This is a genomic window from Pseudoxanthomonas sp., from assembly GCF_002863005.1.
GTDB lineage: Bacteria > Pseudomonadota > Gammaproteobacteria > Xanthomonadales > Xanthomonadaceae > Pseudoxanthomonas_A.
In genome coordinates this window covers 62279-88445 of sequence record NZ_PKDG01000004.1, presented here as the reverse complement: position 1 = coordinate 88445, position 26167 = coordinate 62279, and the positions used below count along the sequence as shown (strand labels likewise).

22 protein-coding genes are annotated in these 26167 nt (G+C 67.2%); 11 read left to right on the top strand and 11 right to left on the bottom strand.

Features of this window, described 5'->3' with window-relative positions; all coding sequences use genetic code 11:
* Window positions 1-264: 264 nt before the first annotated feature.
* A complete protein-coding gene (locus tag CYU89_RS00735) occupies window positions 265-1140 on the bottom strand; it encodes a type II toxin-antitoxin system RelE/ParE family toxin (RefSeq protein WP_296278303.1) in 876 nt (291 codons plus the stop codon).
* A 182-nt stretch (window positions 1141-1322) separates the two neighbouring features.
* Here CYU89_RS00735 and CYU89_RS00730 point away from each other — a divergent pair, with 182 nt between their 5' ends.
* The 3 genes from CYU89_RS00730 to CYU89_RS00720 all read left to right on the top strand — a co-directional run bounded on the left by CYU89_RS00730 (window position 1323) and on the right by CYU89_RS00720 (window position 5160).
* Window positions 1323-3506 carry an AAA family ATPase gene (locus CYU89_RS00730; protein WP_296278302.1) on the top strand — a complete coding sequence of 728 codons (2184 nt, stop codon included), beginning with the start codon at window positions 1323-1325 and terminating at the stop codon, window positions 3504-3506.
* 327 nt (window positions 3507-3833) lie between these two features.
* The gene (locus CYU89_RS00725; RefSeq protein WP_296278301.1) at window positions 3834-4241 is read left to right on the top strand and encodes a hypothetical protein; all 408 of its coding nucleotides are present in this window, start codon (window positions 3834-3836) and stop codon (window positions 4239-4241) included.
* Between the two features lie 388 nt (window positions 4242-4629).
* Window positions 4630-5160 (top strand): hypothetical protein, encoded by a 531-nt coding sequence (locus CYU89_RS00720; RefSeq protein WP_296278300.1) that lies wholly within the window; start codon window positions 4630-4632, stop codon window positions 5158-5160.
* Between the two features lie 196 nt (window positions 5161-5356).
* Here CYU89_RS00720 and CYU89_RS00715 read toward each other — a convergent pair whose 3' ends face one another.
* Window positions 5357-5737 (bottom strand): hypothetical protein, encoded by a 381-nt coding sequence (locus CYU89_RS00715; RefSeq protein ID WP_296278299.1) that lies wholly within the window; start codon window positions 5735-5737, stop codon window positions 5357-5359.
* Window positions 5734-6030, bottom strand: coding sequence for an autorepressor SdpR family transcription factor (locus CYU89_RS00710; protein ID WP_296278298.1), 297 nt, complete (start codon window positions 6028-6030; stop codon window positions 5734-5736). The genes CYU89_RS00715 and CYU89_RS00710 overlap by 4 nt, the downstream gene beginning before the upstream one ends.
* A 184-nt stretch (window positions 6031-6214) precedes the next feature.
* Here CYU89_RS00710 and CYU89_RS00705 point away from each other — a divergent pair, with 184 nt between their 5' ends.
* From CYU89_RS00705 to CYU89_RS00695, 3 genes are all read left to right on the top strand, one after another.
* Window positions 6215-7303, top strand: coding sequence for a carboxypeptidase-like regulatory domain-containing protein (locus CYU89_RS00705; protein ID WP_296278297.1), 1089 nt, complete (start codon window positions 6215-6217; stop codon window positions 7301-7303).
* 115 nt (window positions 7304-7418) lie between these two features.
* On the top strand, window positions 7419-8240 hold the full coding sequence (locus tag CYU89_RS00700) for an amidohydrolase family protein (RefSeq protein ID WP_296278296.1): 822 nt from the start codon (window positions 7419-7421) through the stop codon (window positions 8238-8240).
* A gap of 322 nt (window positions 8241-8562) precedes the next feature.
* Window positions 8563-10851 (top strand): bifunctional diguanylate cyclase/phosphodiesterase, encoded by a 2289-nt coding sequence (locus tag CYU89_RS00695; protein ID WP_296278295.1) that lies wholly within the window; start codon window positions 8563-8565, stop codon window positions 10849-10851.
* A gap of 55 nt (window positions 10852-10906) precedes the next feature.
* Here the strand turns inward: CYU89_RS00695 and CYU89_RS00690 are convergent, their stop codons facing one another.
* Together CYU89_RS00690 and CYU89_RS00685 are read right to left on the bottom strand one after the other, a co-directional pair.
* Complete coding sequence (locus CYU89_RS00690) at window positions 10907-11761, bottom strand: PA4780 family RIO1-like protein kinase (protein WP_296278294.1); 855 nt, start codon at window positions 11759-11761, stop codon at window positions 10907-10909.
* A 146-nt stretch (window positions 11762-11907) separates the two neighbouring features.
* A complete protein-coding gene (locus CYU89_RS00685; RefSeq protein ID WP_296278293.1) occupies window positions 11908-12711 on the bottom strand; it encodes a DUF2306 domain-containing protein in 804 nt (267 codons plus the stop codon).
* A gap of 101 nt (window positions 12712-12812) precedes the next feature.
* Between CYU89_RS00685 and CYU89_RS00680 the strand changes: the two genes are divergently transcribed.
* The gene (locus CYU89_RS00680) at window positions 12813-13973 is read left to right on the top strand and encodes an AraC family transcriptional regulator (RefSeq protein ID WP_296278292.1); all 1161 of its coding nucleotides are present in this window, start codon (window positions 12813-12815) and stop codon (window positions 13971-13973) included.
* Window positions 13974-14092: 119 nt separating this feature from the next.
* Here CYU89_RS00680 and CYU89_RS00675 read toward each other — a convergent pair whose 3' ends face one another.
* From CYU89_RS00675 to CYU89_RS00665, 3 genes are read right to left on the bottom strand one after another with little or no spacing between them, the layout of a single operon-like run.
* Window positions 14093-14353 (bottom strand): hypothetical protein, encoded by a 261-nt coding sequence (locus tag CYU89_RS00675; protein WP_296278291.1) that lies wholly within the window; start codon window positions 14351-14353, stop codon window positions 14093-14095.
* Complete coding sequence (locus tag CYU89_RS00670) at window positions 14350-15675, bottom strand: TFIIB-type zinc ribbon-containing protein (protein ID WP_296278290.1); 1326 nt, start codon at window positions 15673-15675, stop codon at window positions 14350-14352. The genes CYU89_RS00675 and CYU89_RS00670 overlap by 4 nt, the downstream gene beginning before the upstream one ends.
* A gap of 12 nt (window positions 15676-15687) precedes the next feature.
* A complete protein-coding gene (locus CYU89_RS00665; RefSeq protein WP_296278289.1) occupies window positions 15688-16836 on the bottom strand; it encodes an SPFH domain-containing protein in 1149 nt (382 codons plus the stop codon).
* Window positions 16837-17068: 232 nt separating this feature from the next.
* Between CYU89_RS00665 and CYU89_RS00660 the strand changes: the two genes are divergently transcribed.
* Entirely contained in the window at window positions 17069-18211 is a 1143-nt protein-coding gene (locus tag CYU89_RS00660; protein ID WP_296278288.1) for a beta-eliminating lyase-related protein, read from the top strand.
* A 28-nt stretch (window positions 18212-18239) separates the two neighbouring features.
* On the opposite strand, the gene CYU89_RS00655 is transcribed toward CYU89_RS00660, so the two are convergent.
* Window positions 18240-21137, bottom strand: coding sequence for a two-component regulator propeller domain-containing protein (locus CYU89_RS00655; protein ID WP_296278287.1), 2898 nt, complete (start codon window positions 21135-21137; stop codon window positions 18240-18242).
* Window positions 21138-21313: 176 nt separating this feature from the next.
* Here CYU89_RS00655 and CYU89_RS00650 point away from each other — a divergent pair, with 176 nt between their 5' ends.
* The gene (locus tag CYU89_RS00650) at window positions 21314-23452 is read left to right on the top strand and encodes a prolyl oligopeptidase family serine peptidase (protein WP_296278286.1); all 2139 of its coding nucleotides are present in this window, start codon (window positions 21314-21316) and stop codon (window positions 23450-23452) included.
* A gap of 23 nt (window positions 23453-23475) precedes the next feature.
* Here CYU89_RS00650 and CYU89_RS00645 read toward each other — a convergent pair whose 3' ends face one another.
* The gene (locus tag CYU89_RS00645) at window positions 23476-23958 is read right to left on the bottom strand and encodes a VOC family protein (protein ID WP_296278285.1); all 483 of its coding nucleotides are present in this window, start codon (window positions 23956-23958) and stop codon (window positions 23476-23478) included.
* Window positions 23959-24042: 84 nt separating this feature from the next.
* Window positions 24043-24660 carry a dihydrofolate reductase family protein gene (locus tag CYU89_RS00640; RefSeq protein ID WP_296278284.1) on the bottom strand — a complete coding sequence of 206 codons (618 nt, stop codon included), beginning with the start codon at window positions 24658-24660 and terminating at the stop codon, window positions 24043-24045.
* Between the two features lie 174 nt (window positions 24661-24834).
* On the opposite strand from CYU89_RS00640, the gene CYU89_RS00635 reads away from it, so the two are divergent.
* Complete coding sequence (locus CYU89_RS00635) at window positions 24835-25017, top strand: DUF2892 domain-containing protein (RefSeq protein ID WP_296278283.1); 183 nt, start codon at window positions 24835-24837, stop codon at window positions 25015-25017.
* Between the two features lie 80 nt (window positions 25018-25097).
* On the top strand, window positions 25098-26147 hold the full coding sequence (locus CYU89_RS00630) for an LD-carboxypeptidase (RefSeq protein ID WP_296278282.1): 1050 nt from the start codon (window positions 25098-25100) through the stop codon (window positions 26145-26147).
* Window positions 26148-26167 lie beyond the last annotated feature (20 nt).

The following is a 26167-nucleotide window of genomic DNA, read 5'->3' as shown; positions in this document are numbered from 1 at the left end:
TGATAAACCCAGCATCCCGGGCGCGGAGTTATCCGACGCTGGGTTTATCAACCCAGCCTACGAGTCCGCGGTGGCTTCCCTCGCCCTGCGAAGCGGGGAGAGGGTGCCGAAGGCGGGTGAGGGGCGAACGGAGTGGGAATGCGTCGGCGCCCGGTTCGTTACCGCGCTCGGCCCTCATCCGCCCCCGTATCGAGTATGGGGCAGGCTCTCCGGGCACCTTCTCCCCGCCATGCAGGGAGAAGGGAAAGGCAGCGAAGTCGGGCTTTAACGGTACACCCCAGGCCCGTTCCAGATCAGTTCGCCGCGGCGGTAGATGCGCATGACGGTGACGACGTCGCGGGCGTCGCCGATGTTGGCCAGATCGGGGTCGCCGGGTTGCATCAGGCGGCAGCCGCCGGAGCCGCGGGTGGCGACGATCTCCAGGGCGCAGACCATCAGTTCGCGGCGGCCGGGCAGGGGAAAGGAGACTTCCTTCATGCCCTGGGCCTGCCATTCGGCGACTCGCAGTTCGTTGCGCAGGTCGTAGTAGATCTGGTGGCCGTCCACTTCCATGCTGGGGGCGGCGGCGTTGCCCTGGTTGTTGCCCTGGCGCTGGCCGGTGCCGACGGTGGGGCCGTAGTTTTCGGGGGCGGTGTCCTGGGCGAGCATGCCGGGGGGCTGGCCCCATTGGGCGGAGCGGCGCCAGGCGGGTGGGCTGGACGGGGAGCGGTCCTGGGGCGGGGCGATGGCCTGTTGGCTGGCGGGGGGCTGGGGTTGGGCTTCGTCGGGGGCGACGGGGTTGTCGGACTCGGTCACGCGGGTGGCGTCCACGGGGGAGGTGACGCGTGTGGTGACCAGGGATTTGAGGGGTTTGGGGCGTTCGCTGGGGTTCCGGGTGCCGGTCGGGGGCACGGGCGGGTTGGGGGTGGCGTCGGTGGGGTCGCCCAGGAAGTCGACCTTGACGCGCGCGCCGCCAGAACTACTGCTCTCGGGCTGGGACAGGGTGAGCTTGGAGGAGTGCAGCAGGGCCACCACGAACAGGACGTGCACCAACAGGCTGACCAGAACGCCGATCCGGCGCTCCTTCTGTTTGATGTAGACGTCTTCCCTGTCCAGCGGGTGGAGCAACGCCGCGCGGGTGCGGCTGGGGGCGTCGCTCATTTGGGGGGGTGACAGGCTGGGTAGAGGGACTTCATGGGGGCGGGGGTTGAAGTTGAGTGGTGCGCTCGCCGAGATCCGCGCGTCGTCAAGAGATCCGCGACCCAGCAGCTGAACGAGTGCCGCGACTAGGCATATGCTAATCCAAACTTGGTTTAACTCAGAGAAGCCAACAAGGAGTAGTCGTGATCAGGAAGTTCTCAAAGATCTCGGGAATTGGAGTCTTCTCTGCCTACGAGTGGCCTGAGAATCTTGAAGAATTCTCCGCGAGAAACGTCATCTATGGCTGGAACTACTCGGGGAAGACAACTCTTTCGCGAATAGCGCGATCGCTGTCATCAGGAAATACATCCGCTTTGCCTGCGGGCGGACGATTCGAAATTCTCATGGATGGAGCAAGCTTAAGCAGTGGCAGCATTTCCTCCCCGGACGCTAATGTCCGCGTGTTCAATGCCGATTCCGTCGAAGCCAGTCTGCTCTGGAATGGAGGGGCTGCGCCCATCCTGGTGCTTGGAGAAGACAGTGTTCTGTTTCAACAACAGCAAGCTGCGCTCAAAACTAGGCTCAAAAAGAGTCAGATAATTCGAGAGGCTCGGGAGGCATTCAAGGCTGGGCTCCAGGCTGAAATAGATAGAAACATGAGTGATATCGCCTTAAGAGTTAAGAATGATCTATCACTGCCCGTATTCAATAGAGCCCCGCACCTGCTAAACGCTTTGCAGGCGGCTTCGAGAAGAGAGGAGGCCAGTGCGGAGGATGTCGCAAAGTGGTGGGGCGTTCTTCAATCCGAGGAGAAGACCAGCCAAAAAATCACGATGCCTAGTACGGACTGGATCAATGGTCTAGCTGCCGCTCAATGCCATCTGAAAGAAGTCGCCATTCGCATTTCCATCAAGCGACTCGTAGAGAAATCAGCTTTGAGCGCATGGGTTAGTGAGGGTGTTGATCTACACGCGGCGGGAGATCGCTGTGCCTTCTGTGAAGGGGAAATCACCGATGCTCGTTGGAGAGAACTAGAAGACCATCATTCGGATTCTGTCCGACAACAAAGCGGCGCGATTAGGAGGTCGCTTGGCACGATGCCAACAACAATCTCCTTGCATATTCCCTCTGATTCAAATTTCTACCCAGACCTTCGTTCGAGGGTTTCGGAGCTCTCGGTGCGCGTGCTGAGACTCAAGGAGAGGATTGACGCGAGGATCGCCGAGCTCAGGTCCGCCCTTGAAAGAAAGTTGGATGCGCCAGACGCTGTCATCGACTGTCCGAAAAGACCAATTGCTGCGTTAATGAGACTTCTTAGGAGATATCTAGATGATATGTCTCTAGTGGTCGCTGAGCACAATAGTCGAGTCGCTGAAGGCTCAAGTTTGAGGTCCGTTGCTAAGACCCGCCTGACCGAATATCTCTCCGTAAATCTTTTCAAAGATAGAATGTTGCTTCGACAGCAGGAGCGTGTTGATTCTTGGGTCTCCCTAATCGAAGGACGCCAAAGGTATGAGAACTCATTGAGGTCTCGAATTCAGGATCTTGAGGGCGAGATAAGTCGACGCTCAATCGGTGCTGATAGGCTTAACTACTTGCTTAAGATGTACTTCGGTAGCGATAGGTTGCGGATAGCTGCAGTCTCTGGCCGATTTCAGTTGATGAGGGGTGGATCTGTTGCGGGCAACCTCAGTGAGGGTGAAAAAACCGCAATTGCATTCTCTTACTTCATCGCCAAGCTTGAGGAGGTCGGATCAGACATTGGAGGTATGACCGTCTATGTGGATGATCCGATATCAAGTCTAGATTCAAATCACGTGTTCAATACGTTTTCTCTTATCAAGTCAAGATTGAGTAAGTGCAAGCAAATATTCATATCGACCCACAACTTTGAATTCTTTCGGCTACTTAAGACTGATCCATTCTTTCGGGAGATCAAGAAAGAGAAGAGAGTTGCAAGCTTTTACTATATTAGAAGGTCTGGGGATTCCTCTGAGTTATGCGCTCTTCCGCGCGCGGTGAGCAGGTACTCTTCTGAGTACCATCTACTGTTTGACACGCTCATAAAGTTTCGGGAGGACAGTTCAAAGGTGGATCACATAGTGATTCCGAATGTCCTGAGGAGAATGCTGGAGACCTACACGAAGTTTAGGTTTCCATCTTCCTCTGAGACATTGGATCAGCGCCTCCTGCGAATATTCGATGAGGAAGTGGCTGTTAGGACTTACAAGCTGATAAATCATCTTTCCCACTCGGACAACGCATCGTCACTGCATGAGTTTCCGGATGAGTCAGAGATTGAGGCAGTGCTAGATTCAGTGATGCTCAGACTAGAAGAGTTCGATCGGGACCACATAACAGGCATGAAAGAAGCATGTGCGTCCTGATCTGCGCGCCAAACGCGTAAGGCGGGCTTAAGCCCGTCCTACGTAGGGCGGCGGGGCGGTGGGGTGCGTAGGGTAGGCCTGGGACCACCTGTGCGGGATGGTTCTCTGGCCGGGATACGCGGTCTGCGGTGAGGGTGGTCACGCGATAACCCGTAAGGCGGGCTTAAACCCACGCTGGATGGGATAGCGGGGCGCGTAGGGCGGCGATGGATTGCGTAGGGTGGGCCCTGGCCCACCCGCGTGCGGCTTGCGCGGGTCGGACTTCTCCGACATGGAGGGGGGATCTGCGGCGACGGTATCGCGTGATGCCTCCGGCACCCTGCCGCCATGTCGAATTACCGCCGCGTCTGGGTGCCCGGTGGCACCTACTTCTTCACCGTGAACCTGCTGGAGCGCCACTGCGGCTTGCTCGTCGAACACATCGACCTGCTGCGCGACGCATTCCGGGCGGCGAGGGCGCTTCGACCGTTCCATCTGCTGGCCATCGTGGTGTTACCCGACCACACCTGCATGGCGTGTGGCAGTTGCCTGATGGCGACGCCGACAATGCCAACCGCTGGGCGCAGATCAAATCCGGTTTTCAGCCGGGCGTTGCCCATCCACGAACGCCGATCATCGCGGCGTATCGCTCGCCGGGAGGGCGTAGGGTGGGCCCTGGTCCACCTTCTTCTCACACAAACATCCTCGCGACAGCCAAAAGGGCCTCTCATGACCCTCCGGGAGTGTTTCTTCTAACACTTACAGTGTCTCTTCTCTCACTAAGGCTGTCGCGAGACCGAAAAAGGTCCAACGTTCCGCCTAAATCGGTGTTTCTTCTCTCACTAAGGTCCAACGTTCCACCTCAGAGGGTGGTTCTTCTCTCACTAACGGTGTCGCGACACCGAAAAACATCCAACGTTTCACCAAAGAGGTGCATGCGTCAGCGGAAGAGGGTGGTTCTACTCACACATCGGCTGGCGCATCGGCCGAAAGGGCCGGGTATGGCGCCGGGCGGGGCGTGTGCTTCGGTCCTGCCGCGCTCAGCTGGGTTTGCAACCCAGCCTACGGGGCCGCGAAGGTCGGATCGCCGCCATGTGCCTCCGGCGTCGTAGCATGGGGTAACGCCGGTCGGGAGGGAGTCTGGATGCGCAGCTGGATCGTGCTGATGGTGGTGAGCGTGGGCGGATGCACGGGATTCGGTGCCGAGCCGGCAGGTAGCCGTGCCACGGCGGTGATACCGCAGAAGGTTCCGACAACGGCGACCGAGAGCGCCTTCGCCGGGGAGTGGGAGGCGTGCGAAGGCACGACATCGCCGGAAGAGTGCAGCCGCTACCGCCTGTTCCAGCGCGGCGACCGCATCTGCGGAACCTGGTTCCATTTCGCCTCCGGAAAGGCGTACGCAGGCCGAGTCATCGCGCAGGCGATCTCCTCCACCGACGCCAGACGTACGCACATCTGCGGTCGTCCAAGTTCCGAGACCGATACCGAATGCGAAGAAGGGTGGCAGCGCATCGACAGGCCGCTGCGGCTTTGCGACGGAAAGCTCGCTGATCTGACGCGTGCCGATGGCAGCTGCTTCGCCGACTATCAGGCCGTGCCGATGGCGGACGAGCAGCGCGACGCGTTGCTGGCAGCCTCGTGGATGCAGGCGTGCCTGTCGGGCGCAGGCGACTGACGCGCCCGCTTCATCGCCCGGAGAAGTGAAGCATCACCAGCGCATCCGGGAGGTTGAGATATCGCCCCCGGGTACGGCCTGCGGACTTGCCCGGGCTGCGCGGGGTGTCGCGTGGGCCGACTGAAAAGCGCCCCTCATCCGCCTTCGGCACCTTCTCCCCGCTGCACGGGGAGAAGGAAGCGACCGGTGCGCCGGCTCAGGCGCCCGACACCCGCGCCCTGTTCCGCAGCGACAGGCAGTACGCCACCGTCACCCCGATACCCAGCAGCACCGCCAGCGTGCCGCCCATCACCGCCACGTCCTTCGGCGCCGCGATCCAGAACCCCGCATAGACCAGGCCGCTGAGCGCCATCGACCAACCGGCGACCCGCTGCGCCTGCCGCGCCCGCGCACTGGGTACGAACCGCTTCGGCATCTGGTTGCCGAACCACGCCACCATCAAGCCGATCGCCCCCATCACGATGCGGTCGACCATCTCGCTGTCGATCACACCCTGCTTGCGAGCGAACGTCGCGCACAGCGCCAGCATCACGATGCCGATGCCCCACGCCAGACTGGTAGCCACTTCTCTGTTCATCGCGACGACTCCTTCTTGGCCTTCGGCGCGGCCTTGCCCGCACCGAACGAGTGGACGAAGCCGAGCAGCGCGTCTTCCAGCACCGACAGCTTCAAGTGATAGATCACCGACTTGCCGACCTTTTCCGCATGCACCAGGTCGGCCTCCTTCAACACCGCGAAATGCGCCGACATCGTCGGCTTCGACACATCGAACTGATCGCTCAGCTCGCCCGCACTCATCGGGCCCTGGCGCAGCAACTGCAGCACCTGCCGGCGGGTAGCATCGGAAAGGGCGCGGAAGACCTGGCTCATGATGCGATAGTTAGCTAACTATCGAAATGTGTCAAGCATCGTCCGTCCGGACGCGAAAGGGCGGCACAGGCGTCGTCCGGACCAACCACTGGGCCGGACCCACCTGTCCGGCGTGACGAAAGACCCTCGTCGGGAGCGCGGGATGCCTCACAATTCCGTCGACCCTGGACATGGAACGACCACGATGACGCCCCTCTGCCGCATCTCCGCACTGATCGTCCTTCTGGCCATCACCGTCTGCATTCCCGCGCATGCCGCCACGCCCGGCGACGACGAAGGCCGCCTGATTACCCGCAACGCCGACGGCGCATGGTTCCTGCAGCAGCCGGAGGGCGCGCCCGGCAAGGGCTGCGTGGCCCGGTTCATGTCCGCGAAAAAGGACCAGTCGCAACTGGCCCTGGTCGGCCCCACCGCGAAATCGCCGACGGCCGCCATCCTGCTGCACGGCCCGCGCATCGCCGCACCGCCGGCCGCCCGCGAGGTCAGCGTGCAGGTGCAGCAGGACGGCCTGCCGCCAGCCACGATGCGCGGCGCGCTGATGCCGCCCGCCGGCGGCCAGGGCGGCGGCTTCATCATGATCCCCGTCGGCGACCTGGCGCAGACCATGGGCTCCATGCGCGTTAAGGAGACCGGCATGACCGCACGGGTAGACGGCGTGGACGCCTTCGGCCTGTCCTACGACGGGCTGGACCAGGCGCGCAGCGCGATGCTCGACTGCCTGGCCGGCAAGCGCTTCACCGGCGGCAAGAGCCTCGCCGAGGCCACGTCGGAGATCCGCCTGATGGGCACCGGGTCCATTGCGGGTAACGCGTTCTTCAAGGGCGCGCTGCTGGCCAAGAAACAGTACCCGCCGAAGGGCAGCCAGCGGGTGGGCCTGATCCACATGAGCGATGAGTTCAAGCAATGGTTCGAGACGGTCAAGCAGAGCGAGAAGATGCCGGACCGGATTCCGGAGCGCATCGCCAAGCACTTCATGTTCGCCACCATCCTGGACGACCAGGGCGGCTTCCGCTTCACCAAACTGCCGCCCGGCGAGTATCTGCTGATCGCCGACTTCTCGTACAAGGAGACCGCGACCCGCAGCGAGGTGGTGGGTCGTACGGATGTGTACGTCGGCAACCGGCACATCGGCTCGAACGACCAGGTCGCCTACTGGTTCGAGGACGTCAAGAAGAACACCACCTTCTCAAAGACCGTCCACCTCAAGGACGGCGAAGCGATGCAGGTGAGCCTGGACAAGTCGATGCTGGGCTGCTTCTTCATCTGCCGCTGACGGCGTGTGCGAGGAGGCGAGGCGGTGCCGCGTGAACGCGATACGGAACGTGTCGTGGCACCCTGTGTCCCTTTCCTCATGTTGTGAGACGACGATGCTGCGCTTGCTCGCCCTGATGCTTCTACTGTTTGCCACGCCCTACGCGACGGCGGCGGTCCCCGTGTTCGATGTCCACGTACACCTGCGCGACGGCGAGACCTCCCTGCGGCAGTACCGCGACGACGTGCGCGTCGCCGGCCTCGAACTCTCCGGCATCGGCGTGATGTGGTTCGGCGGTCCGCACCAGGCCCGGCAGGGCGAGCTGGCGAAGATCCGTGCCGGCAACGACAGCGTGATCGCGCTGGCCGCGGCGCATCCCGACGTACTGCCCATCGCCACCGTGCACCCGTACGACGGCGATGCCGCCGTGGCGGAACTCGCGCGCGTGGCTGCCGCCGGCGTGAAGGTGCTGAAGATCCACGCCCACACCCAGGGTTTCGACATCGCCGACCCGCGCGTGGAAACCCTGGTGCGCAAGGCCGGCGAACTCGGCCTCACCGTGCTGATGGACAACGCCAACATCCTGCCCGGCGACAGCGAAAAGCTGTTCAACCTGGTCGTGCGCTTGCCGAAGACGAAGTTCATCCTCGCCCACATCGGCGGCCTGAACTTCCGCTTCTGGAACATCCTCGCGCTGGCCCGCACCGCCGACGGCTTCGGCTTCGAGAATCTCTACTTCGACATCTCCGCCACCGTGCTGGTGGTGGCCGATTCGCCGGTGGAAGAAGAATTCCTGTGGACCCTGCGCAACGTCGGCCTCGACCACGTGCTGCTCGGCTCCGACTACCCGCAGATCGGCCTGGGCCGCACCGTCGACGCGTTCGAACGCCTGGACCTGACCGACGAAGAGAAAGCGAAGATCCGCAGCGGCAATGCGCTGACGCTGTTCAATCGCTGATGCGTGCACCCGCGGCCCGCGGAACCGAGGCCGCGACCCGGTGCGGCAGGGCCATGTGATGCGATCACTTCCAGGCGTGCGTGGCGCTGATCGGATGACGCAGACAGGGGTCATGTCCGTGCGTCGGTGCGATCTCGAGTCACAGTAGTCGCGCATGTCACATTAGGAAGCGAAACACCTCATCGATGCGATGCGGGCGTGTCGTACACGCGTGCTAGATTTTGACTGTGTCGATAGGCTCCCGAGGCTGGCGGATGGATCCGAACTGCGTGGTGATGATCGTCGTCGCCTGTCGCACACGCGCGGAGGCCGGATGCGCCCGATGAGCCGTCACGCCATCGCGGAAGCGATCACGGCCACGCGGCGCGAGTGGTTTCCGCTTGCGAGCGGGCGACTGGGTCACGCGTGGTGGGTATTCATGCTGGCCGTCGCAGCGCTGGGGTTGATCCAGTGGCGCTGGTATGGCGGCACGTTGCTGATCGGGAGCACCCTCGGCCTGGTCATCGGGGCGGCGCAGGTGCATGGGCGGCGCCGCGGGCCGTGGTGGTGGGTGGCGGCGGCCCATGCGCTGTTCGTCGCGGGCGCGTTCGTGCAATCGGACATGGATGCGGCCGGCACGTCGGCGCGCGGGCTCTCCGCCGCGGATGCGCTGTACACCGCGGCGACCGCTGCGTTCGCGGCGGGGCTGCTCGGTTTCATCCGCCACCGCACCAGTGGGCCGATCGCGTGGAAGGGGTTGCTCGATGGCGTGGTGGTGTTGCTGTGCGCCGGACTGCTGGGCTGGTGGCTGTTCGTGCAGCCCACGCTGGACCAGGCGCCGCCGTTCCCCGCGCCGCATCGCTTCCGCACACTGTATCCGGTCGCCGACCTGGGCCTGCTGGCGTTGGCGGCGTGGTTGGCCAGCGCACCGGAGACGCGCTCGCCTTCGTTGAAGCTGCTGGTGCTCGGCCTGGTGTCCTGGACCGTCGCCGATGCCGTCTACCATGCGATGAGCTTCGGCGGCGCCACGCCGCCCACGCTGCTGTTCCCGCTATGGCTGCTGGCCTACGTCTGCTGGGGCGCCGCGGCGCTGCATCCATCGCGGCATCGCCTGCTGGCGATCCGGGATGCATCCCGCGTGGATGGCACGGCCGGTCGCTTCTCGCTCGTGGCGCTGGCCATGCTGGCGGCGCCCCTGAGCCTGCTGGCGCCCGCACGGCCGGATGCAGTGACCACCGCCATCATCGTCGTCGCGGTGATCAGCACCGCCGCGTTGCTGTTGTGGTGGCGGCTGCGCGGATTGCGTGGCCAGGTCGACCGGCAGCATGACGCCCTGGTGGTGGCGGCGGAGACCGACCCGCTGACCGGCCTGCCCAACCGTCGCCGCTTGCTGGACGTGGTGGCGCGCGCGATGGACGCCGGCCGGAAGACCGCGGTGCTGGTCATCGACATCGACCGTTTCGGTGCGGTCAACGAGGCGTACGGCCACGCTGCCGGCGACCTGCTGCTGCGCGAACTCGCGCACCGTTGGCGGGTCGCGCTGTCGTCCCGCGACGCGCTGGTCTACATGGGCGCGGACGAATTCTGCGTGGTGATGCCGGCGTTGCAGGACGCGGCGCAGGCGCTCGCCGTCGCGCACCGGCTGCAGGAGTCCCTGCGCGATGCCGTCTGGCTCGACGGGGCAAAGCTGCGGATGGCGGCCAGCATGGGACTGTCCATCGGCCCGGACGATGGCGACGAGCCCGGCGTGCTGGTGCATCGCGCGACCCTCGGCATGCGCCGCGCACGCCAGCAGCAGGACGGCATCGCCCGCTTCACGCAGGATCTCCCGCGCCAGGACCCGCGCACGCTGCTGCTGCTCAACGAACTGCGCGATGCGCTGGCCGATGGCCAGCTGCGGCTCCAGTACCAGCCCAAGGTCAGGCTGCACGACATGCGCGTGATCGGCGTGGAGGCGTTGCTGCGCTGGGAGCATCCGCAGAAGGGCACGGTGCCGCCCGGGCAGTTCATCCCGCTGATGGAGCACACCGGCCTGATGCCGGAGGTCACGCAGTACGTGCTGCACCTGGCGCTGGAGCAGTGCGCGGCGTGGCAGCGGGCGGGCATGGCGTTGACGGTGGCGGTGAACCTGTCGGTGTGCAGCCTGCTGGACGGCACGCTGTCCTCTGAGGTGCGCGGCCAGCTTGCGCGTGCCGAAGTGCTGGCGCACCGGCTGGTGCTGGAAGTGACCGAATCGGCCGCGATGTCCGACCCCGCCACCAGCCTGGCGACGCTGCATGCGCTCGCAGCGCAGGGGGTGAAGCTGTCGATCGACGACTACGGCACGGGATACAGCTCGCTGGCGTACCTGCAGGACATGCCGGTGGAGGAACTGAAGCTGGACAAGAGCTTCATCGTCAACCTGCGCAAGCACGAAGCGAGTGCAGCCATCGTGGGGTCGACGATCCGCCTGGCACGCAAGCTGGGCATGCAGGTGGTGGCCGAAGGCGTGGAGGATGCCGAGACCGCCACGGCGCTGCGCAAGCTGCACTGCTTCGCTGCGCAGGGGTACTGGTTCTCGCCGCCCGTCGACGCGGCGGCGCTGCCAGGCGTGATGGCGGACATCGAGCGTCGCCTGGCACGAAGGGCCTGATGCGGGCGCGGTGCGTGGCCGTGCACCGGCGTCCGCGGTTCCACCTGGTGCCCGATCAATCCTCGTCCTGCGCCTCGCGGCCCTGCTGGCGGATCAGGGCCAGTTCGCGCGCGTCGTTGATCGCATCGCGCACGCCGTCGAGGTCGACGCTGCGTTCGTCCGGGGTGAACCGGCCAGTCAGGGGGGTGTCCGGCAGCAGCGTGCCGGCTTCGTACAGCACCCACATTTCCTCGCCGTACCACGAATCGAGCAGTTCCGGCGCCCAGCGGCCGAGGGAGGCAGTGAGGTTGTTGACGTCGCGCAGCAGCATGCTGCGGGCGGCGTTGTTGCCGGCGGCGCTGACCACCTGCGGGAAGTCGATCACCACCGGGCCGTCGGGACCGACCAGCACGTTGTACGCCGACAGGTCGCCGTGGATCAGGCCGCAGCACAGCATGCGCACCACCTGGCGCACCAGGATGGCGTGGTACGCGCGGGCCTGTTCGGGGGTCAGCTCCACTTCGCCCAGGCGCGGGGCGGAGAAGCCCTCGGCGTCGGTGACCAGTTCCATCACCAGCACGCCGTGGAAGAAGCCATGGGGTTCCGGCACGCGCACGCCGGCTTCGCGCAACTGGTACAGGGCGTCGACCTCGGCGTTCTTCCACTCGGCTTCCTGCTGCCTGCGGCCGTAGCGGCTGCCGGTGGCGACCGCACGGGCCTCGCGGCTGCCGCGCGACTTGCGGCCTTCTTGGTACTGCGCGCGCTTCTGGAAGCTGCGCTGCGCCATGTCCTTGTAGACCTTCGCGCAACGCACGTCGTCGCCGGACCGCACCACGTAGACGGCCGCCTCCTTGCCGCTCTTGAGCGGGCGCAGGACCTCGTCGATGACGCCTTCGTCGATCAGCATCAGCAGGCTGGCAGGGGTCTTCACGAAGTCCTTGTGGGGTGCGGGCGCGCGGCCGAATCACGTGACGGCCGCGCAGTGTGCCCGAACGCGGCGTGGCGTGCAGCGGACGGCCGATGGCACGCGCGGGTTCCGGCCATGGCCCGCGCGACCGCATGCCGGCGCGCCGGCGGTCACAGGAACGGCCACCACATGAAGGCGATGGCCGCCAGGCTGCCGGCGGCGGTGAGCAGGGCCAGCAGCGCCAGCAGGCCGCCCATCGCCACTTTCCGGCGCGCATGCGGCGACCGCTCGACGCGGAAGTACAGTGCCAGCACGGCCATGGGCACCATCCAGCTGCCGAAGCTGACCAGCAGGAAGGGCGCGCCGCTGTAATCGATCCGGATGCCCAGCGGCGCCAGCACCAGGCCCGCGAGCATGATGCCGATGCGCAGGAACCAGACGCCGTTGACCAGCAGGTAGGCCCGCAGCGCGTGGCGACGGTGCGCCGCGAATTCCTGCCTGCGTGCACTCCGCCATGCGAGCGCTGCGAACACCACGATCAGCAGCCCGTTCAGCGAGATCGAGAGGTTGCTGGCCGGTCCCAGCTGCGAGCCGCGCACCCATACCAGGTAGAACCCCGTCAGCGTCACCACCAGCGCGACGGCCAGGAACACGCGCCCGTTCCAGCGATGCACCGCAGGCCAGCGCCGCCGCAGCGCCGGGACCAGCTGCCACGCCCCGGCGAAGGTCACCAGGCCAGCCAGCAAGGCGTGACCGACGAACTGCACGTTGCCCGCCACGTCGCCGGGCACATGGCCCGTAACATGCGGCTTGGCGTTCAGTGGGGACAGGTCGCCGTCCAGCACCGGCCCGCCGAAGAACAGCACGATGAAAAGGACGAAGGCCCATTGCCCGAGGGTGGCGGCGATGAACCAGGCGGTCGCGCCGGCGGACAGGAAGCGCGAAGGGGTCGCAGGGGAACGCGGGACGGGCATGGCGAAGCTCCGGACAGGGAAGGCAGGCACGATGCGCAGGCGTCGGGAGGGCGTCTCGCCGATTCGGAAATCGGCCAGCCGGATGGGCATGGCGATTCGGCATGCCCGCACCTGCCATGACCGATGGCGCTTGGAGGTCGCGCGGGCGTGCCGCAGGCTGTGCCGCAACCCGGGAGGACGACACGATGCAGGGCTGGCAGGCAGGCGCGACCGCCATGGCGGTCGCGGTGGCGGTGGGGTCGTTGCTGGTGCTGCTCTGGCAGCGGCCCAAGCGCGATCTGGACCTGATATTCGCGGTCGTCAGCGGCTCCATGGCGCTCTCGCTGATGTCGCCGTGGATGACCGATGCCCCGGCGTGGATGGTGTGGGCCGTCGCGATCGGTGGCAGCGCCACGTGCAACGGCTTCTGGCTGGTGTCGCGGGCGCTGTTCCGCGGCGAAGGCGGGGTGGGGCGCGTGCACGTGCTGGTGGCCGGTGGCGTGGCCGTCCTGATCGCCGCCTACCGCGGCGGCACCCTCGATGCGCAGGGGACGGTGTCGTCGTGGGTATCGGGCGTGGACGGCCTGCTCACGCTGGCCAGCTCCACCCTGCTGGTGCTGACCTTCCTGGAAGCGCTGCGCGGCGACTGGTCGGCCTTGCCGCGTGCCGAACGCCGCCTGCGGCTCGCCTTCATGCTGCTGTTCGCCGCCTGCGTGCTGGGCACCACGCTGCTGGGGGCGCTGGCCAGCGCCAGCCCGTCATTGGCGGCGCTGCGCAGTGGCGTGATTCCGGTCTGCGCGATGGCGATGATCCTGTTCACCCATGCGGCAGTCCGGCATCGCCGCCGCGCACCGCTCTCCACGCCGGACACCGTCGGTGCGGCGCGCGCGCCGGTGGGCACGGTCAGCGAGGACGACGCGCGCGTGGTGCGCGCGTTGCAGCGCCATCTCGACGCGCAGCAGGTGTATCGCGAGCCCGACCTGAAGGTCGCCGATCTTGCCCGTCGCCTCGGCACGGCCGAGCACCGGCTAAGTCGCCTGATCCGCCAGGGGTTGGGCGAACGCAACTTCAATCAGCTGATCAACCGCCACCGCATCGCGCATGCATGCCGCCGGCTGGCGGATACGGACGACGATGCGACCATCCTGGAGATCAGCGGCGATGCCGGGTTCGCGTCGCTGGGTCCGTTCAACCGGGCCTTCAAGGCGGCGATGGGTTGCACGCCGACGGCGTACCGCGCCGCGCACCGGGCGTCGCCGCACGCGAGGCTGGAACTGTCCTAGCGCTGTCCCGGCGCGGACCGCCGGACACGTTGCGCCGGGCGAGCCGCAGGTCGGGCGCCGCAACCGCCGCGGGCTTTCCCGCCTGCGGCGCGCCTTTACGCATCCGCCACGACGCGTCGTCAGCGGACGTCGTCGCCCACGCGTTGCACGCGCTGCCGGTAGGCCCGCACGTTGTCGCCGTCGATGCGGGTGCGCTGGGTGCCCTTGACCTCGTCGATCTTGCGGTCGGTGCCGGTCACCGGCTTGGCCACCACGTCCGTCTCATGCTCGAACGCGTGCGACTTGTCGGTGTTTCGGTAGTAGCGGTAGATGGCCCAGTACAGCGCCGCGGCGCCCGTCGGGCCCAGCGCCAGCAGCCATAGGCCGTTGTCGTCGCTCATGATCCTGCCCAGATGATCCAGAGGGCGATGCCCTCCAGGAAGGTGCCCACGGTCAGTGCGGTCAGCAGCAGTTTCCATTGCTGCACCGGCACGCTGCCCATCGTCTCGCCGGTGCGCCCGTTGACCGCGATGTAGTGCAGCAGGCCGCCGTTGCTGCCGGGCTGGTGGTACGAATACAGCCAGACCGGCAGGTACATCGACACCCAGCGCGTGCGGTGCACGTCCAGGCGCTCCTGCTCCCAGCGCACGCCGCGATCGTAGCGACCCACCGAGTCCTCCACCTGTGCGCGTGCGATCGACAGCAGCTGGTCTTCCAGCTTCGGTCGCAACTGCTCCACGTCGGTATCGCGCTTCTCGGAGGTGAAGCCGGACAGGTAGGACGCATTCCATTTCACTGCGTTCTTGGTGTCGAACGGCAGGATGGTGTTGATGATGTTCTGCGTGTTGACCTTGGTATCGAGGTTGCCGCGCTCGCGCGAGGACTCCAGCGGCAGGTCGTCGACGGTAAACTCGACCGCGCGCTCCACGCGGTAGACGTCGGCGTCGTAGTACGTCTTCTTGTTCTTGTCGGTGCCGCGGGTATAGGTGCGCGTCAGGATCTCGCCCTTGCCGGCGACCTCGGCGCTCGCATTGCCGTCGACGATCATGTAGGGCAGGTACACGCCGACGACATTCTCGGGCGAGAACTCGTCCTTGAACGCCTTCAGCGCGAACAGCCTGCGCTTGTCGACGAACTGGCGGATGCGCGCGACCGCATCGTCCTTCCTGATGTGGAACGGCAACACGGCGTCGGGCACCGCGCCATTGCGGATCTGCTCGTTGACCCCGAACACGTGGCGGCACCAGTGGCAACGCGCCGTCATGGCGCTCTCGGTGTTCACCGTGACCTCGGCACCGCAGCCGGTGCACTTGAAGGTCATCAGGCTGGCGGTGTCCGCGTCGATGGCGCGGGCACCGCTGGCGATCACCGTGCCGCGCAGCTGGTCCAGCCCTTCACCCAGGCCGAAGGCCTCCTCGACCCGCGCGCCCACCCATTCGTTGCGGCAGTACAGGCAGACCAGCACATCGCTGCCCAGCTTGTGGCGGATGTCGGTGGCGCCGCACTTCGGGCAGCGGTTCAGGCCGTCCTTCAGCTCCGCCGCCGCGGTGTCGATGGCGAGCGGGTCGGGCGCTTCGATTTCCTCGCGGATCGCGTCGGGCAGGGTGGCGGGATCGACCGGGAAACTCCCGGGCAAGGGCGGTACCTCCTGCGGCGAGCCGGGGCCCAACGCAGGAGGAGCCGGCGGCAACGGCGGCGGCGCCGGACGGTTCGGGGTGGACATGCGCGCGTCCGCTTACAGGCCCAGGGCCTTCGCCTTCAGCGCGTCGTAGTCGGACTGCGTGATCAGGCCGAGGTCGAGCATCTCCTTGGCCTTCTTCAGCTTGGCGACCGGATCGTCCGCCGCGGGTGCGGCCGGCGTGGCCGGCTGTTGCAGGCCGCCCACGCCCATCATCCCGGACGCCATGCCAATGCCCATCAGGCCCGCTGCACCGCCATTCTCGCCGGCGGACTGGATGCCCTGCGCCACGCTGGCCTGCAGGTTGGAGTTGCCGCGCGAGCCGGACAGCGCATCGGCGCGCTGCACGGTCTTCAACAGTTCGCGCGTGTTCGCGTCGTACTCGATGGAGACGATGGCGGTCTTGACGATGGCCAGGCCGCGGCTGGAGCTCCACTGGTAGCCCTGTTCGACCGCGGCCGACAGGCTCTGCGCGAAGCCCAGCGAATCCTGCTGCAGCTTGGTGATGCGGTTGCCCTTGGACGGATCGTTGGTGTACAGGCTGAAGGCCGGCGCCAGCGAACCCACCACTTCGTTGAACAACTGGGTGGCGGCGGCGTTGTCGAGGTCGGTGAAGTCGAACACCTTGCCCGGCTGCAGGTAGCTGGCCGGCACGAAGTTCTTCACGAACAGGATGGGGTCGACGATCTTCAGCGTGTACGAGCCGCGCGTGACCGCGCCGACCTGGGTGTTGAGGAAGCCGTCGTCCCAGTAGATCTCGGACTGCGTGCCGAAGCGGTTGTCCGGCAGTTCCTTGAGCGAGACGAAGAACGCCGCCTGCTGCGAGCCCGGCTGGCCGCCGAACTTGAAGCGTTCCCAGCTCTGGGTGATGAAGGTCGAGACGATGCCGTCGCCGGCGAAGATCGACTTGGAGTTGATGTCGTCCGAACGCCATTCGTAACCGCCCGGCTCGGCGACGAAGGCGGTGATCGCGCCGTCCTGCATCAGCAGCAGGCCGTAGCCTTCGGGCACGACGATCTTCGAGCCGTTGGTGATGATGTTGGTCGAGCCGCTGGTGTTGGACCCGCGACCGGCATTGGTGCCCTGCGGCACCGCCGCGAACAGCGCCGCCGTGGACGGCAGGCCCTGCGGCACCGTGTAGAAATCCTTCCACTGGTCGCCCAGCACGCCGCCGACCGCACCCACCACCGCCTGTACAAGACCCATGACATCGCTCCGTGATTCGTGGGCGGGTAGGAGCACCCGCCGATCGTGGCCGAGTATACCCATCGCCCTGTTACCGGCATGGCGCATACGTCATGGGCGCGGTCGGCCCACGTATGCATGCCGGTTGCCGCATCCGCTTCGTCCGACGGTCATCACCAATGGCACATCGCCCCGCAGGAACGGCTCCGTACGATGCGGGCTAGACCCCGATGGCCAACGCCGGAGCATGTCCGTGGACCGACGCACCTTCCTTCAAGGCTCGCTGGGCGCAGCGCTGGCGGCTGCCGCGGACGTCGTTCCGGCGGGCGGAGTGCCGCCGGCCGGCCCGGTGTTCCCGCCCGTGGATGCGCGCAGCGTGTGGCTCGTCGGCGACAGCGCGCCGCCGGATCCGGTGGCGATGGCGGCAAAGCTGGCGGAACTGGCGCGCACGCAGGCCGACGTGCGGGACGGCTATCTGCAGCAGGGGGCAGTGGGCCGTCTCGAGCAGGCCTTCGCCACCATGCTCGGCAAGGAAGACTGTGCGTTCTTTCCCACCGGGACCCTGGCGAACAACGTGGCCCTGCGCGTGCTCTGCGGCGAGCACCAGCGCGTGCTGGTGCAACAGGAGAGCCATGTGTACCGCGACGAGAGCGATGCCGCCCAGCGATTGTCCTCGCTCAACCTGCTGCCGTTGGCGGCCGGTCGCGCCAGCCCGTCGCTGGATGAGGTGCGTGCCGCGATCAGCGCCTCGGAGAGCGGGCCGTATCCCATGAGGATCGGGGCGGTTTCGCTTGAAAGCCCCGTGCGCCGGGCCGGTGCTGAACTGGTCCCGCTCGCCCGGGTACGCGACATCGCCACGCTGGCACGGGCGCATGGCGCGCGCCTGCACCTGGACGGCGCGCGCCTGCTGATGGCGCCGCCCGGCTTCGATCTGCCCGCATACGCGGCGGAATTCGATACCGTGTACGTATCGCTGTACAAGTACCTGGATGCACCGTTCGGTGCGGTGCTTGCAGGGTCGAAGGGGGACATCGCCAAGGCGCGCGCGCTTCGCCACGTGTTCGGTGGCACGCTGTACCAGGGATGGATGCCTGCACTGCTGGCGCTCGACGCATTGCCGGGGTTCCTGGCGGACATCGCGAAGGCTCATGCGCAGGCGCGCGAACTGATCGCCACGTTGGTGGCCAGCGGCAAGGTACGCGAACGCAGTTCGCCGGACGCATCCAATCTGTTCTGGCTCGACATGGCGCAGCCGCTCGCGGACGCTGCATTCGAGCGTGGTCGGCAGGCGGGCATCCGCGTCGGCCGATGGCATGAAGGTCGGGTGCCGCTGGCAGTGAATACGACGCTGCTGCGGCGTCCCGTAGGCGACTACGTGAGCGTCTTCCTGGGATAACGCTGGCGGCGTCCGCCACCGTCGCGCGTCAGCTCGCCGGCAACGCGCGATTCCTTCCTTCATCCTTGGCCTGGTACAGCGCGGCGTCGGCCGCGTGCAGCAGGGCGTCGGGATTGCCGCCACGCGCAGGATGCCGGCTGGCGGCGCCGATGCTGACGGTGATGACGTCCGCGACGCTGGACGCGCGATGGGGCAGGGCGAGACGTTGCACGTCGTCCACCAGGCGTCGCGCGAGACCCAGTGCCGTGTCGGTGTCGCAATCCGGCAGCAGGATGGCGAACTCTTCGCCGCCGTAGCGCGCCGCCAGGTCGTCGCTGCCGCGCAGGCTGGTGGCGAGGGCCGCCGCGAGGGTCGCCAGCGCCGCATCGCCCCCCAGGTGGCCGTAGCTGTCGTTGTAGGCCTTGAAGTCGTCCACGTCGATCAACAGCACCGCCAGCGACGCATCGCGCGCGGCGTGGTCGTCCCAGGCCAGCCGCAGGCGGCGGGTGAATTCGCGCCGGTTGGCGATACCGGTGAGCGCATCGCTGGCGGCCAGATGCTGGAGGCGTTCGTTGGCCTCGCGCAGCGCGTCGGTGCGCTGCGCGACCTCGTGCGTCAACGCGCGCTCGCGCTCGCGCGCGGTGCGCAGGCGCAGCCGTACGAGCGCCGCCACCAGCCCCAGCGCGGCCAGGGCCGCCAGCGTGCGCAGCCACCATGTCTGGTGCCATTGCGGCAACAGGGTGAAGCGCAACTGCGCGCCTTGTTCATTCCACACGCCATCGTTGTTGCTGGCCATCACGCGGAACACGTAATCGCCCGGAGGCAGGTTGGTGTAGTACGCGGCGCGACCGGCGCCAGGCTCGCTCCAGGCGCGGTCGAAGCCGTCCAGCCGATAGCGGTAGCGCACCGCCGACGGGGCCACGTAACTCATCGCCGCGAACTGCAGTTCCAGGCGTTCCACGCCGGGCCCCAGCCGCATGATCGAAGCCGGTTCGACGTCCACGCCGTCCACCAGCAGGCGCTCGATCGAGACCGGCGGCGGTTGCGCATTGCCCTGCATGCGGTCGGGGTCGACGATGACGACGCCCTTCGCGGTGCCGAACCAGAGACGGCCGTCGTCGCTGTGGTCGGCCGGCGTCTGCGATGCGCCGTTGCCCTGTGCATTGAGCATGCCGTCGCTGGTGCCGTACCAGCGCGGCGCGAGCTGCTGCACATCGCCCCGGTCGAGCGCGTCGAAGTCCGCCTTCGCCAGGCGTCCGATGCCGCGGTTCGAACTGAACCAGAGGTGCCCGCGACCATCGTCCAGCAGGGCGAACACCGCATCGCCATGGAACCCGGCGCGCTGGAGATAACGGGTGACCTTGCCGTCGCGGATCCGCACGATGCCCACGCTGGTGCCCAGCCACAGGCTGCCGTCGACGGCGGGATGGAATGCGAACACGCTGCTGCCCGCCAGGCCATCGGTGCCGCAGCTGTCCACCTTGCCGAGGTACAGGCAACGCAGGCCGCTGCGCAGGCCGATCCACAGTCGCCCGTCGGCATCTTCGTAGAGGGCCCGGGTGTCGTCGCCGCGGGTGCCGTCCGCCACGTCGACCCGCTCGCCGTCGATGCGGGCCACGCCCTGCAGGGTGCCGGTCCACATGCCGCCCTGGCGGGCGGGCGCGAACGCGAACACGATCGTGCCGGGCAGCCCGTCCGACAGGCCGAAGGTGCGGGCGCGGCCGGCGCTGTCGAAGCGGGTCACGCCCTCGGTGCCGGCGACCCACAACTGGCCCCGGGTGTCGGAACGGATCGCACGGATCAGCTGGCTGGGCAGCTGTCGGTTGTAGGCCGCGGCCGGCCGCAGTACCGCGCCTTCGTAACGGGACAGGCCGGCGCCATCGGTGCCGACCCACAGCGCGCCGCCCGGCACCTGGTGCACGGCACGCACTGCATTGGACACCATCTGTCCGGTGACGGTGACCAGCTTGGAGGGGCTGAGCCGGTGCAGGCCGCTGGAGGTAGTACCGATCCACAGGTTGCCTTCGCGATCCTCGAACATCGATCGCACGGTCTCGCCCTGCAGGCCGGCCAGCGTGTCGTCGCAACTGAAGTCACCCGCGACCAGTCGGCAGAGGCCCATGTCGAGCGGTGCGAACCAGACGCTGCCGTCACGGTCGCCGTACAGCGTGTAGATGCGCCGCCCATCGAGCGCCGCCGCACGCGGGTGGCGGTGGAAGCGCCCCTCGCGGAAGAACGCCGGACCGGACTGGGTGCCGACCCACACCGCGCCCGCCGCGTCGACGGCCAGGCTGTACACCGCATTGCTGGGCAGGCCGTCCTGTTCGTCGTAGAGCCGTGCGCGACCGTCGTGCCAGTGGACCACGCCCACGCCATCGGCCGCGATCCAGACGCCCCCGTCGCGGTCGGCGACGATGCCGCGGTAGAACCCGCGCGGCGGGAAGCCATCGGCGTCGCCCAGCAGGCGGGGCGCGCCGTTCGCGGTCCGCACCACGCCCGCATTGGTGGTGAGCCACAGGCTGCCCGAGGTGTCGCGGACGATTCCGAAGACGCTCTCGATGCCGGCGGGCAACGCCACCTGCTCGAGCGCGCGTCCCTGCCGTCGGTACAGGCCGCCGTTGAGGGTGCCGACCCACAGGCCACCTTCGCGATCCGCGCTGACCGCGGTGATCGCCGAGCTCTTCAGCGCGGGTGCGACGCGCGGGTCGATGGTCTCGAAACCGTCGCCGCTGTAGCGCGCCAGGCCGCCGTAGGTCGCCAGCCAGATCGCGCCATCGGCCTGCTGGTCGATGGAGAGGACGGTCCCCTGGGGCAGCTGGTTCTCGTACCAGACATGGGTGAACTGGCCAATCGCCCGCCGCGCGTCGAGTGCGTGGGCGGGAAACAGGAGAAATGCGCCCAGCACACCGGCCAGCAGGGCGCAGGTACGCCGTGCGTCAAGGAACATGCGGAATTCCAGGCATCGGTCTCCCCACCGGTGACGCGCCATGCTAGCAGCAACGTCGATAGCGGCCGCGAGGGCGACCGGTTGAGTCGCACGCGACGGCTGGCCGGTTCCCGCCGGCGCCCTCGTACATAGGCGGGTCAGCCCGCGGGACCGTGGGCCCAACCCGGAGAAGCCGAATGCCGACTGCACGTGGGGTCCGTCCGCTGTTGATGCTCGTGGCGCTGTGTCCGTTCGTCGGGGTCCTGGCGCAGGCGCCGGTGGCCAAGGTGCAGGCGGTTACCGACGATTATTACGGCACGCAGGTGACCGATCCGTACCGCTGGATGGAAAGCGGCAAGGACCCCGACTGGATGCCCTGGCTGCAGGCGCAGGCCAAGCACACCCAGGGCGTCTTCGCCGCCATGCCCGGCCGCGCCTCGCTGCTGGCCGACGTGGCCGCGCGCTCCGGCGAACTCACCACCGTCGGCCAAGCCGAACAGGCCGGCGGCCGTGTCTTCCACGAAATCCGTGCGGCCGGTGAGCAGGACACCAAGCTGATGGTGCGCGAGGCCGATGGCCGCACCCGCGTGCTGCTCGACCCGACCACGCTGAAGAATGCCGATGGCGACCAGGTGATCGATCGCTGGGCCGCGTCGCCGACCGGTCGCCATGTGCTGGTCGCACTGTCCAGGCGCGGTACCGAACACTCCACGTTGCGCGTACTCGACGTGGCGACCGGGGGCTTCCTGCCCGTCGCCATTCCGCACGCCTGGATGATGAGCTGGACCCGCAACGGCGAGGCCTTCAGCTACCTCAAGTTCGTCGGCGAACCGGGCAAGCCCACTTACTTCGTCGGCAACGAAGCGCGCCTGCATCGCCTGGGCAGCACCGCGCCGGACGTACTGCTGGCCCGCCGCGGGCAGGGCGGCATCAGCGCGAAGGCCGAGCAGTTCGTGCCGGTGATCTTCGATCCGGACAGCCGCACGGCGCTCGCCGTCGTCCGCGATGGCCGCAACGAGATCGCGATCTACCGTGCCGATGCCGATACCGCGATGACGGGCAACGCGACCTGGACGCCGGTCGCCGGGTTCGACGACGTGGTGGTGGATTCCAGCGTCGATGGAGACCGCCTGTACCTGGTCTCGAAGAAGCAGGCCTCCGGGGGGAAGATCCTGCAGACCTCGGCGACGGCGCCGGACCTGAAGACCGCGCGGATCGTCGCGCTGCCGGGCACGCCGGTGATCGAATCGATCCTCGCCGTGCAGGGCGGGCTGCTGGTGCGCACCATCGACGGCCCGGCCTCCGGACTGTGGCGGGTGGGCGAGGACGGCAAGGCCGTCAAGCTCGCGCTGCCGTTCGACGGCCAGGTCACTGCGCTGCAGGGCTGGGCACCGTCGCCCGAGGTGCTGGTGGCGATGACCGGCTGGTTCACGCCATCGACCGTCTACCGCCTCGACCTGCGCGACGGCCAGCTGAAGGACCTCGCGCTGGTGCCGCCGCTGCCGTTCGACACCGCCGGCTACGCAGCGCGGCGCAGTGAGGTCGCCGTGCGCGACGGCACCCGGGTGCCGTACACGCTGGTGATGAAGAAGGGCGCCACCCTGGATGCCACGACACCCGTGTTGCTGGAAGCCTACGGCGCCTACGGCTACGCCGCGCTGCCGCGCTTCAACGCGCGCGTGCTCGCCTTCCTCGACCGCGGTGGCGTGTACGCGCTGGCGAACGTGCGCGGCGGCGGAGAGTTCGGCCGCGACTGGCATTACGCCGGCAAGGCAAGCACCAAGGCCACCACCTGGCGCGACGCCATCGACGTGGCTGAGCAGCTGATGCGCGACAAGGTGGGCTCATCGAAGACGATGACGCTGATCGGTACTTCCGCTGGCGGCGTGATGCTGGGCGGTGCGATCAACGAGCGCCCGGACCTGTTCGCCGGCGCGATCGCCAACGTCGGCTTCATGAATCCGGTGCGCTACGTGTCCGAGCAGAACTACGCGGACATCGAGGAATGGGGCGGACCGATCACCGATGCGGCCTCGTTCAAGACCATGTTCGACCTGGACCCGTACCAGCACATCCGTGCCGGCACGGCGTACCCGCCCACGCTGGTGGTGTCCGGCCTCAACGATCCGCGCGCAGCGACCTTCCACAGCGCCAAGTACGCCGCGCGCCTGGCCGCCGCGCAGGACGGCAAGGTGCCCGTGCTGCTGCGCCTGGATTTCGGCGCCGGCCACGGCATGGGCTCCAGCCGCAGCCAGCTGGACGAGGTGTGGACCGACATCTACGCGTTCACCCTGGCGCAGGCCGGCAGGCCGGCCTTCCAGGCGACGGACAGGTAGGCGCGTGGCCCGGCGCGCGCGGCTCAGCCGCCGCGCACGGCCGCCTCGATGGCCGCCACATCGATCTTGCGCATCGTCATCATCGCCTCAAAGGCGCGCTTGGCGACCGCGCGGTCGGGGTTGGCCATGGCGTCGGTGAGCACGCGCGGCGTGATCTGCCAGTTCAGCCCCCACTTGTCCTTGCACCAGCCGCAGGCGCTTTCGCGTCCGCCGTTGCCGACGATCGCGTTCCACAGCCGGTCGGTTTCCTCCTGGTCATCGGTCGCGATCTGGAACGAGAACGCTTCGCTGTGCGTGAACGCGTCGCCGCCGTTCAATCCGATGCAAGGCACTCCGCAGACGGTGAACTCCACCGTCAGCACGTCGCCCGCCTTGCCGGAGGGATAGTCGCCGGGTGCGCGGTGCACGGCCTTCACGGCGCTGTCGGGGAAGGTCTTCGCGTAGAAATGCGCGGCCTCTTCCGCGTCGCGGTTGTACCAGAGGCAGATCGTGTTCTTCGGGGTCATGGCGAAACTCCAGTGTCGGAGGGAGGAAAGCCGGCGCGGCGATCTTGCCGTCCGGCCGGAAAAACCGGGTGAAGCGAAGGTCTGTCAGCGATCGGCGAACGTGCCTGTGCGGACATCGCCATCGCGCAGATAGCGGCTGACGATCACGCCCGCCCGGGTACTGCGCGTGGCGTCCAGCCGGAACGCGGCGGGCAGGCTGTCGTCGCCGAACAGCCGTTTGCCGCGGCCCAACAGGACCGGATAGACCAGCAGGCGCAACTCGTCGACCAGATCGGTCGCGAGCAGCTGGTGCAGCAGGTCGCTGCTGCCCTGGGTAACCAGGTCGGGGCCGCTGCGCTGCTTCAGCACACGCACGGCAGCCGCGATATCCGCGCCCAGTGCGTGACTGTGCGGCCAGGCGAGCGTGTCGGGCCGATGGGTGGCCACGTATTTGGTGGCGCCGTTGAACGCGTCCGCGATGCCGCCATGCGGTGCCTCGCCCGGCACGTTGGGCCAGTAGCCGGCGAAGATGTCGTAGGTGCGCCGCCCCAGCAGCAGCGAGAACGGGTGCGCGAACAGGCCATCCATCGCCTCGTCTTCGCCCGCATAAGGCCACACCCAGCCTCCGTGCGCGAAGCCGCCGCTGGCGTCCTCCTCCGGCCCGCCCGGCGCCTGCATGACGCCGTCGAGACTGATCATGGCCGCTGCAACGAGTCTGCCCATGGTGTGCGCCTGGCCGGACGGAATGCCGGCCCTCATCCCTGCGACGCCCCGGGGAGCGCGGAATCGACATGCCGGGTGAGAAAAACGCGGCTCGCCGCCCCTGATCTTGATCGGGATCAATGCGGGGCGCAGCGGCACACCGCACGCTGGCACCTCATCCCGGAGGACACGCAGATGAAGGCGAACGTGGGTGGTTTCGACAAATGGGTACGGATCGTCGTCGGCTCGCTGCTGATCGGCTGGGCGCTGGTGGGCGGTCCGGCATGGGCATGGATCGGCGTGGTGCCGCTGGTGACGGGCCTGTTCAATGTCTGCCCGCTGTATGGGCTGCTCGGCATCAACACCTGCAGGCGGTGAGGGGCCGGTCCGCCTCGCTAACGACCGGGCGAGGAACGTGGTCTTGCTAAGCTGGTCGCCGTCCCACGACAGGCGATGACATGCACAGACGACAGTTCCTCGGATCGGCCGCGCTGGCCGCGACCTCATTGATGCTGCCGTTGGCGGCCGGCCAGCACGCTTTCGCGGCGACGCCGCGCGCGCGCCTGCTGCCGCCGCCGCTGAATCCCGGCGACACCGTCGCGCTGGTCAGTCCGTCCGGCGCGACCGACGAGCCGTTCGACCTGCAGCTCGCGCAGGAGGCGATGGAAGCGCTGGGGCTCAAGGTGAAGGTGGCGCCGCACCTGGCGTCGCGTTACGGGCATCTTGCCGGCACCGATGCCGAACGCGCGGGGGACCTCAATGCGATGTTCGCCGACCGCGGGGTCAAGGCGATCATCTGCGCCCGGGGCGGCTCCGGTGCCGCGCGCCTGCTGCCGTTGCTCGACTACGGCATGATCCGCCGCAATCCGAAGATCCTGCTCGGCTATTCCGACATCACCGCGCTGCAGAACGCCCTGCTGTCGCAGGCCGGATTGACAAGTTTCCATGGCCCCATCGGCATCGGCAGCTGGAACGCGTTCAACGCCGACCAGTTCCGCCGGGTCTTCTTCCAGCGCGAGCAGATGCAGTACGCCAACAGCGCGGACAAGGGCGACGAGCTGGTGCAACGCAGGAACCGCACGGTCACGATCACCGGCGGCAAGGCGCAGGGCGAACTGGTCGGCGGCAACCTGACGGTGCTGACCGCGCTGGCCGGCTCGCCGTACCTGCCGGATTTCGCAGGCAAGATCCTGTTCCTGGAGGATGTGTCGGAGGCGCCTTACCGCATCGACCGCATGCTCAGCACGCTGCGGTTGATGGGCGCGCTGGACAAGGTCGAAGGCATCGTCTTCGGCGAATGCACCGAATGCGACCCGGGAGGCGGCTTCGGCTCGCTGACGCTTCCGCAGATCTTCGACGACTACTTCAAGCCGCTGAAGATCCCGGTCTATCGCGGCGCGATGATCGGCCACATCCGGCAGCAGTTCATCGTGCCCGTGGGCGGCAGGGTGGAAATGGACGCGGACGCAGGCACGTTCCGCATGCTCGAGCCGGTGTTCGCCGCCTGAAGGCGGACGCCGGTGCCGCG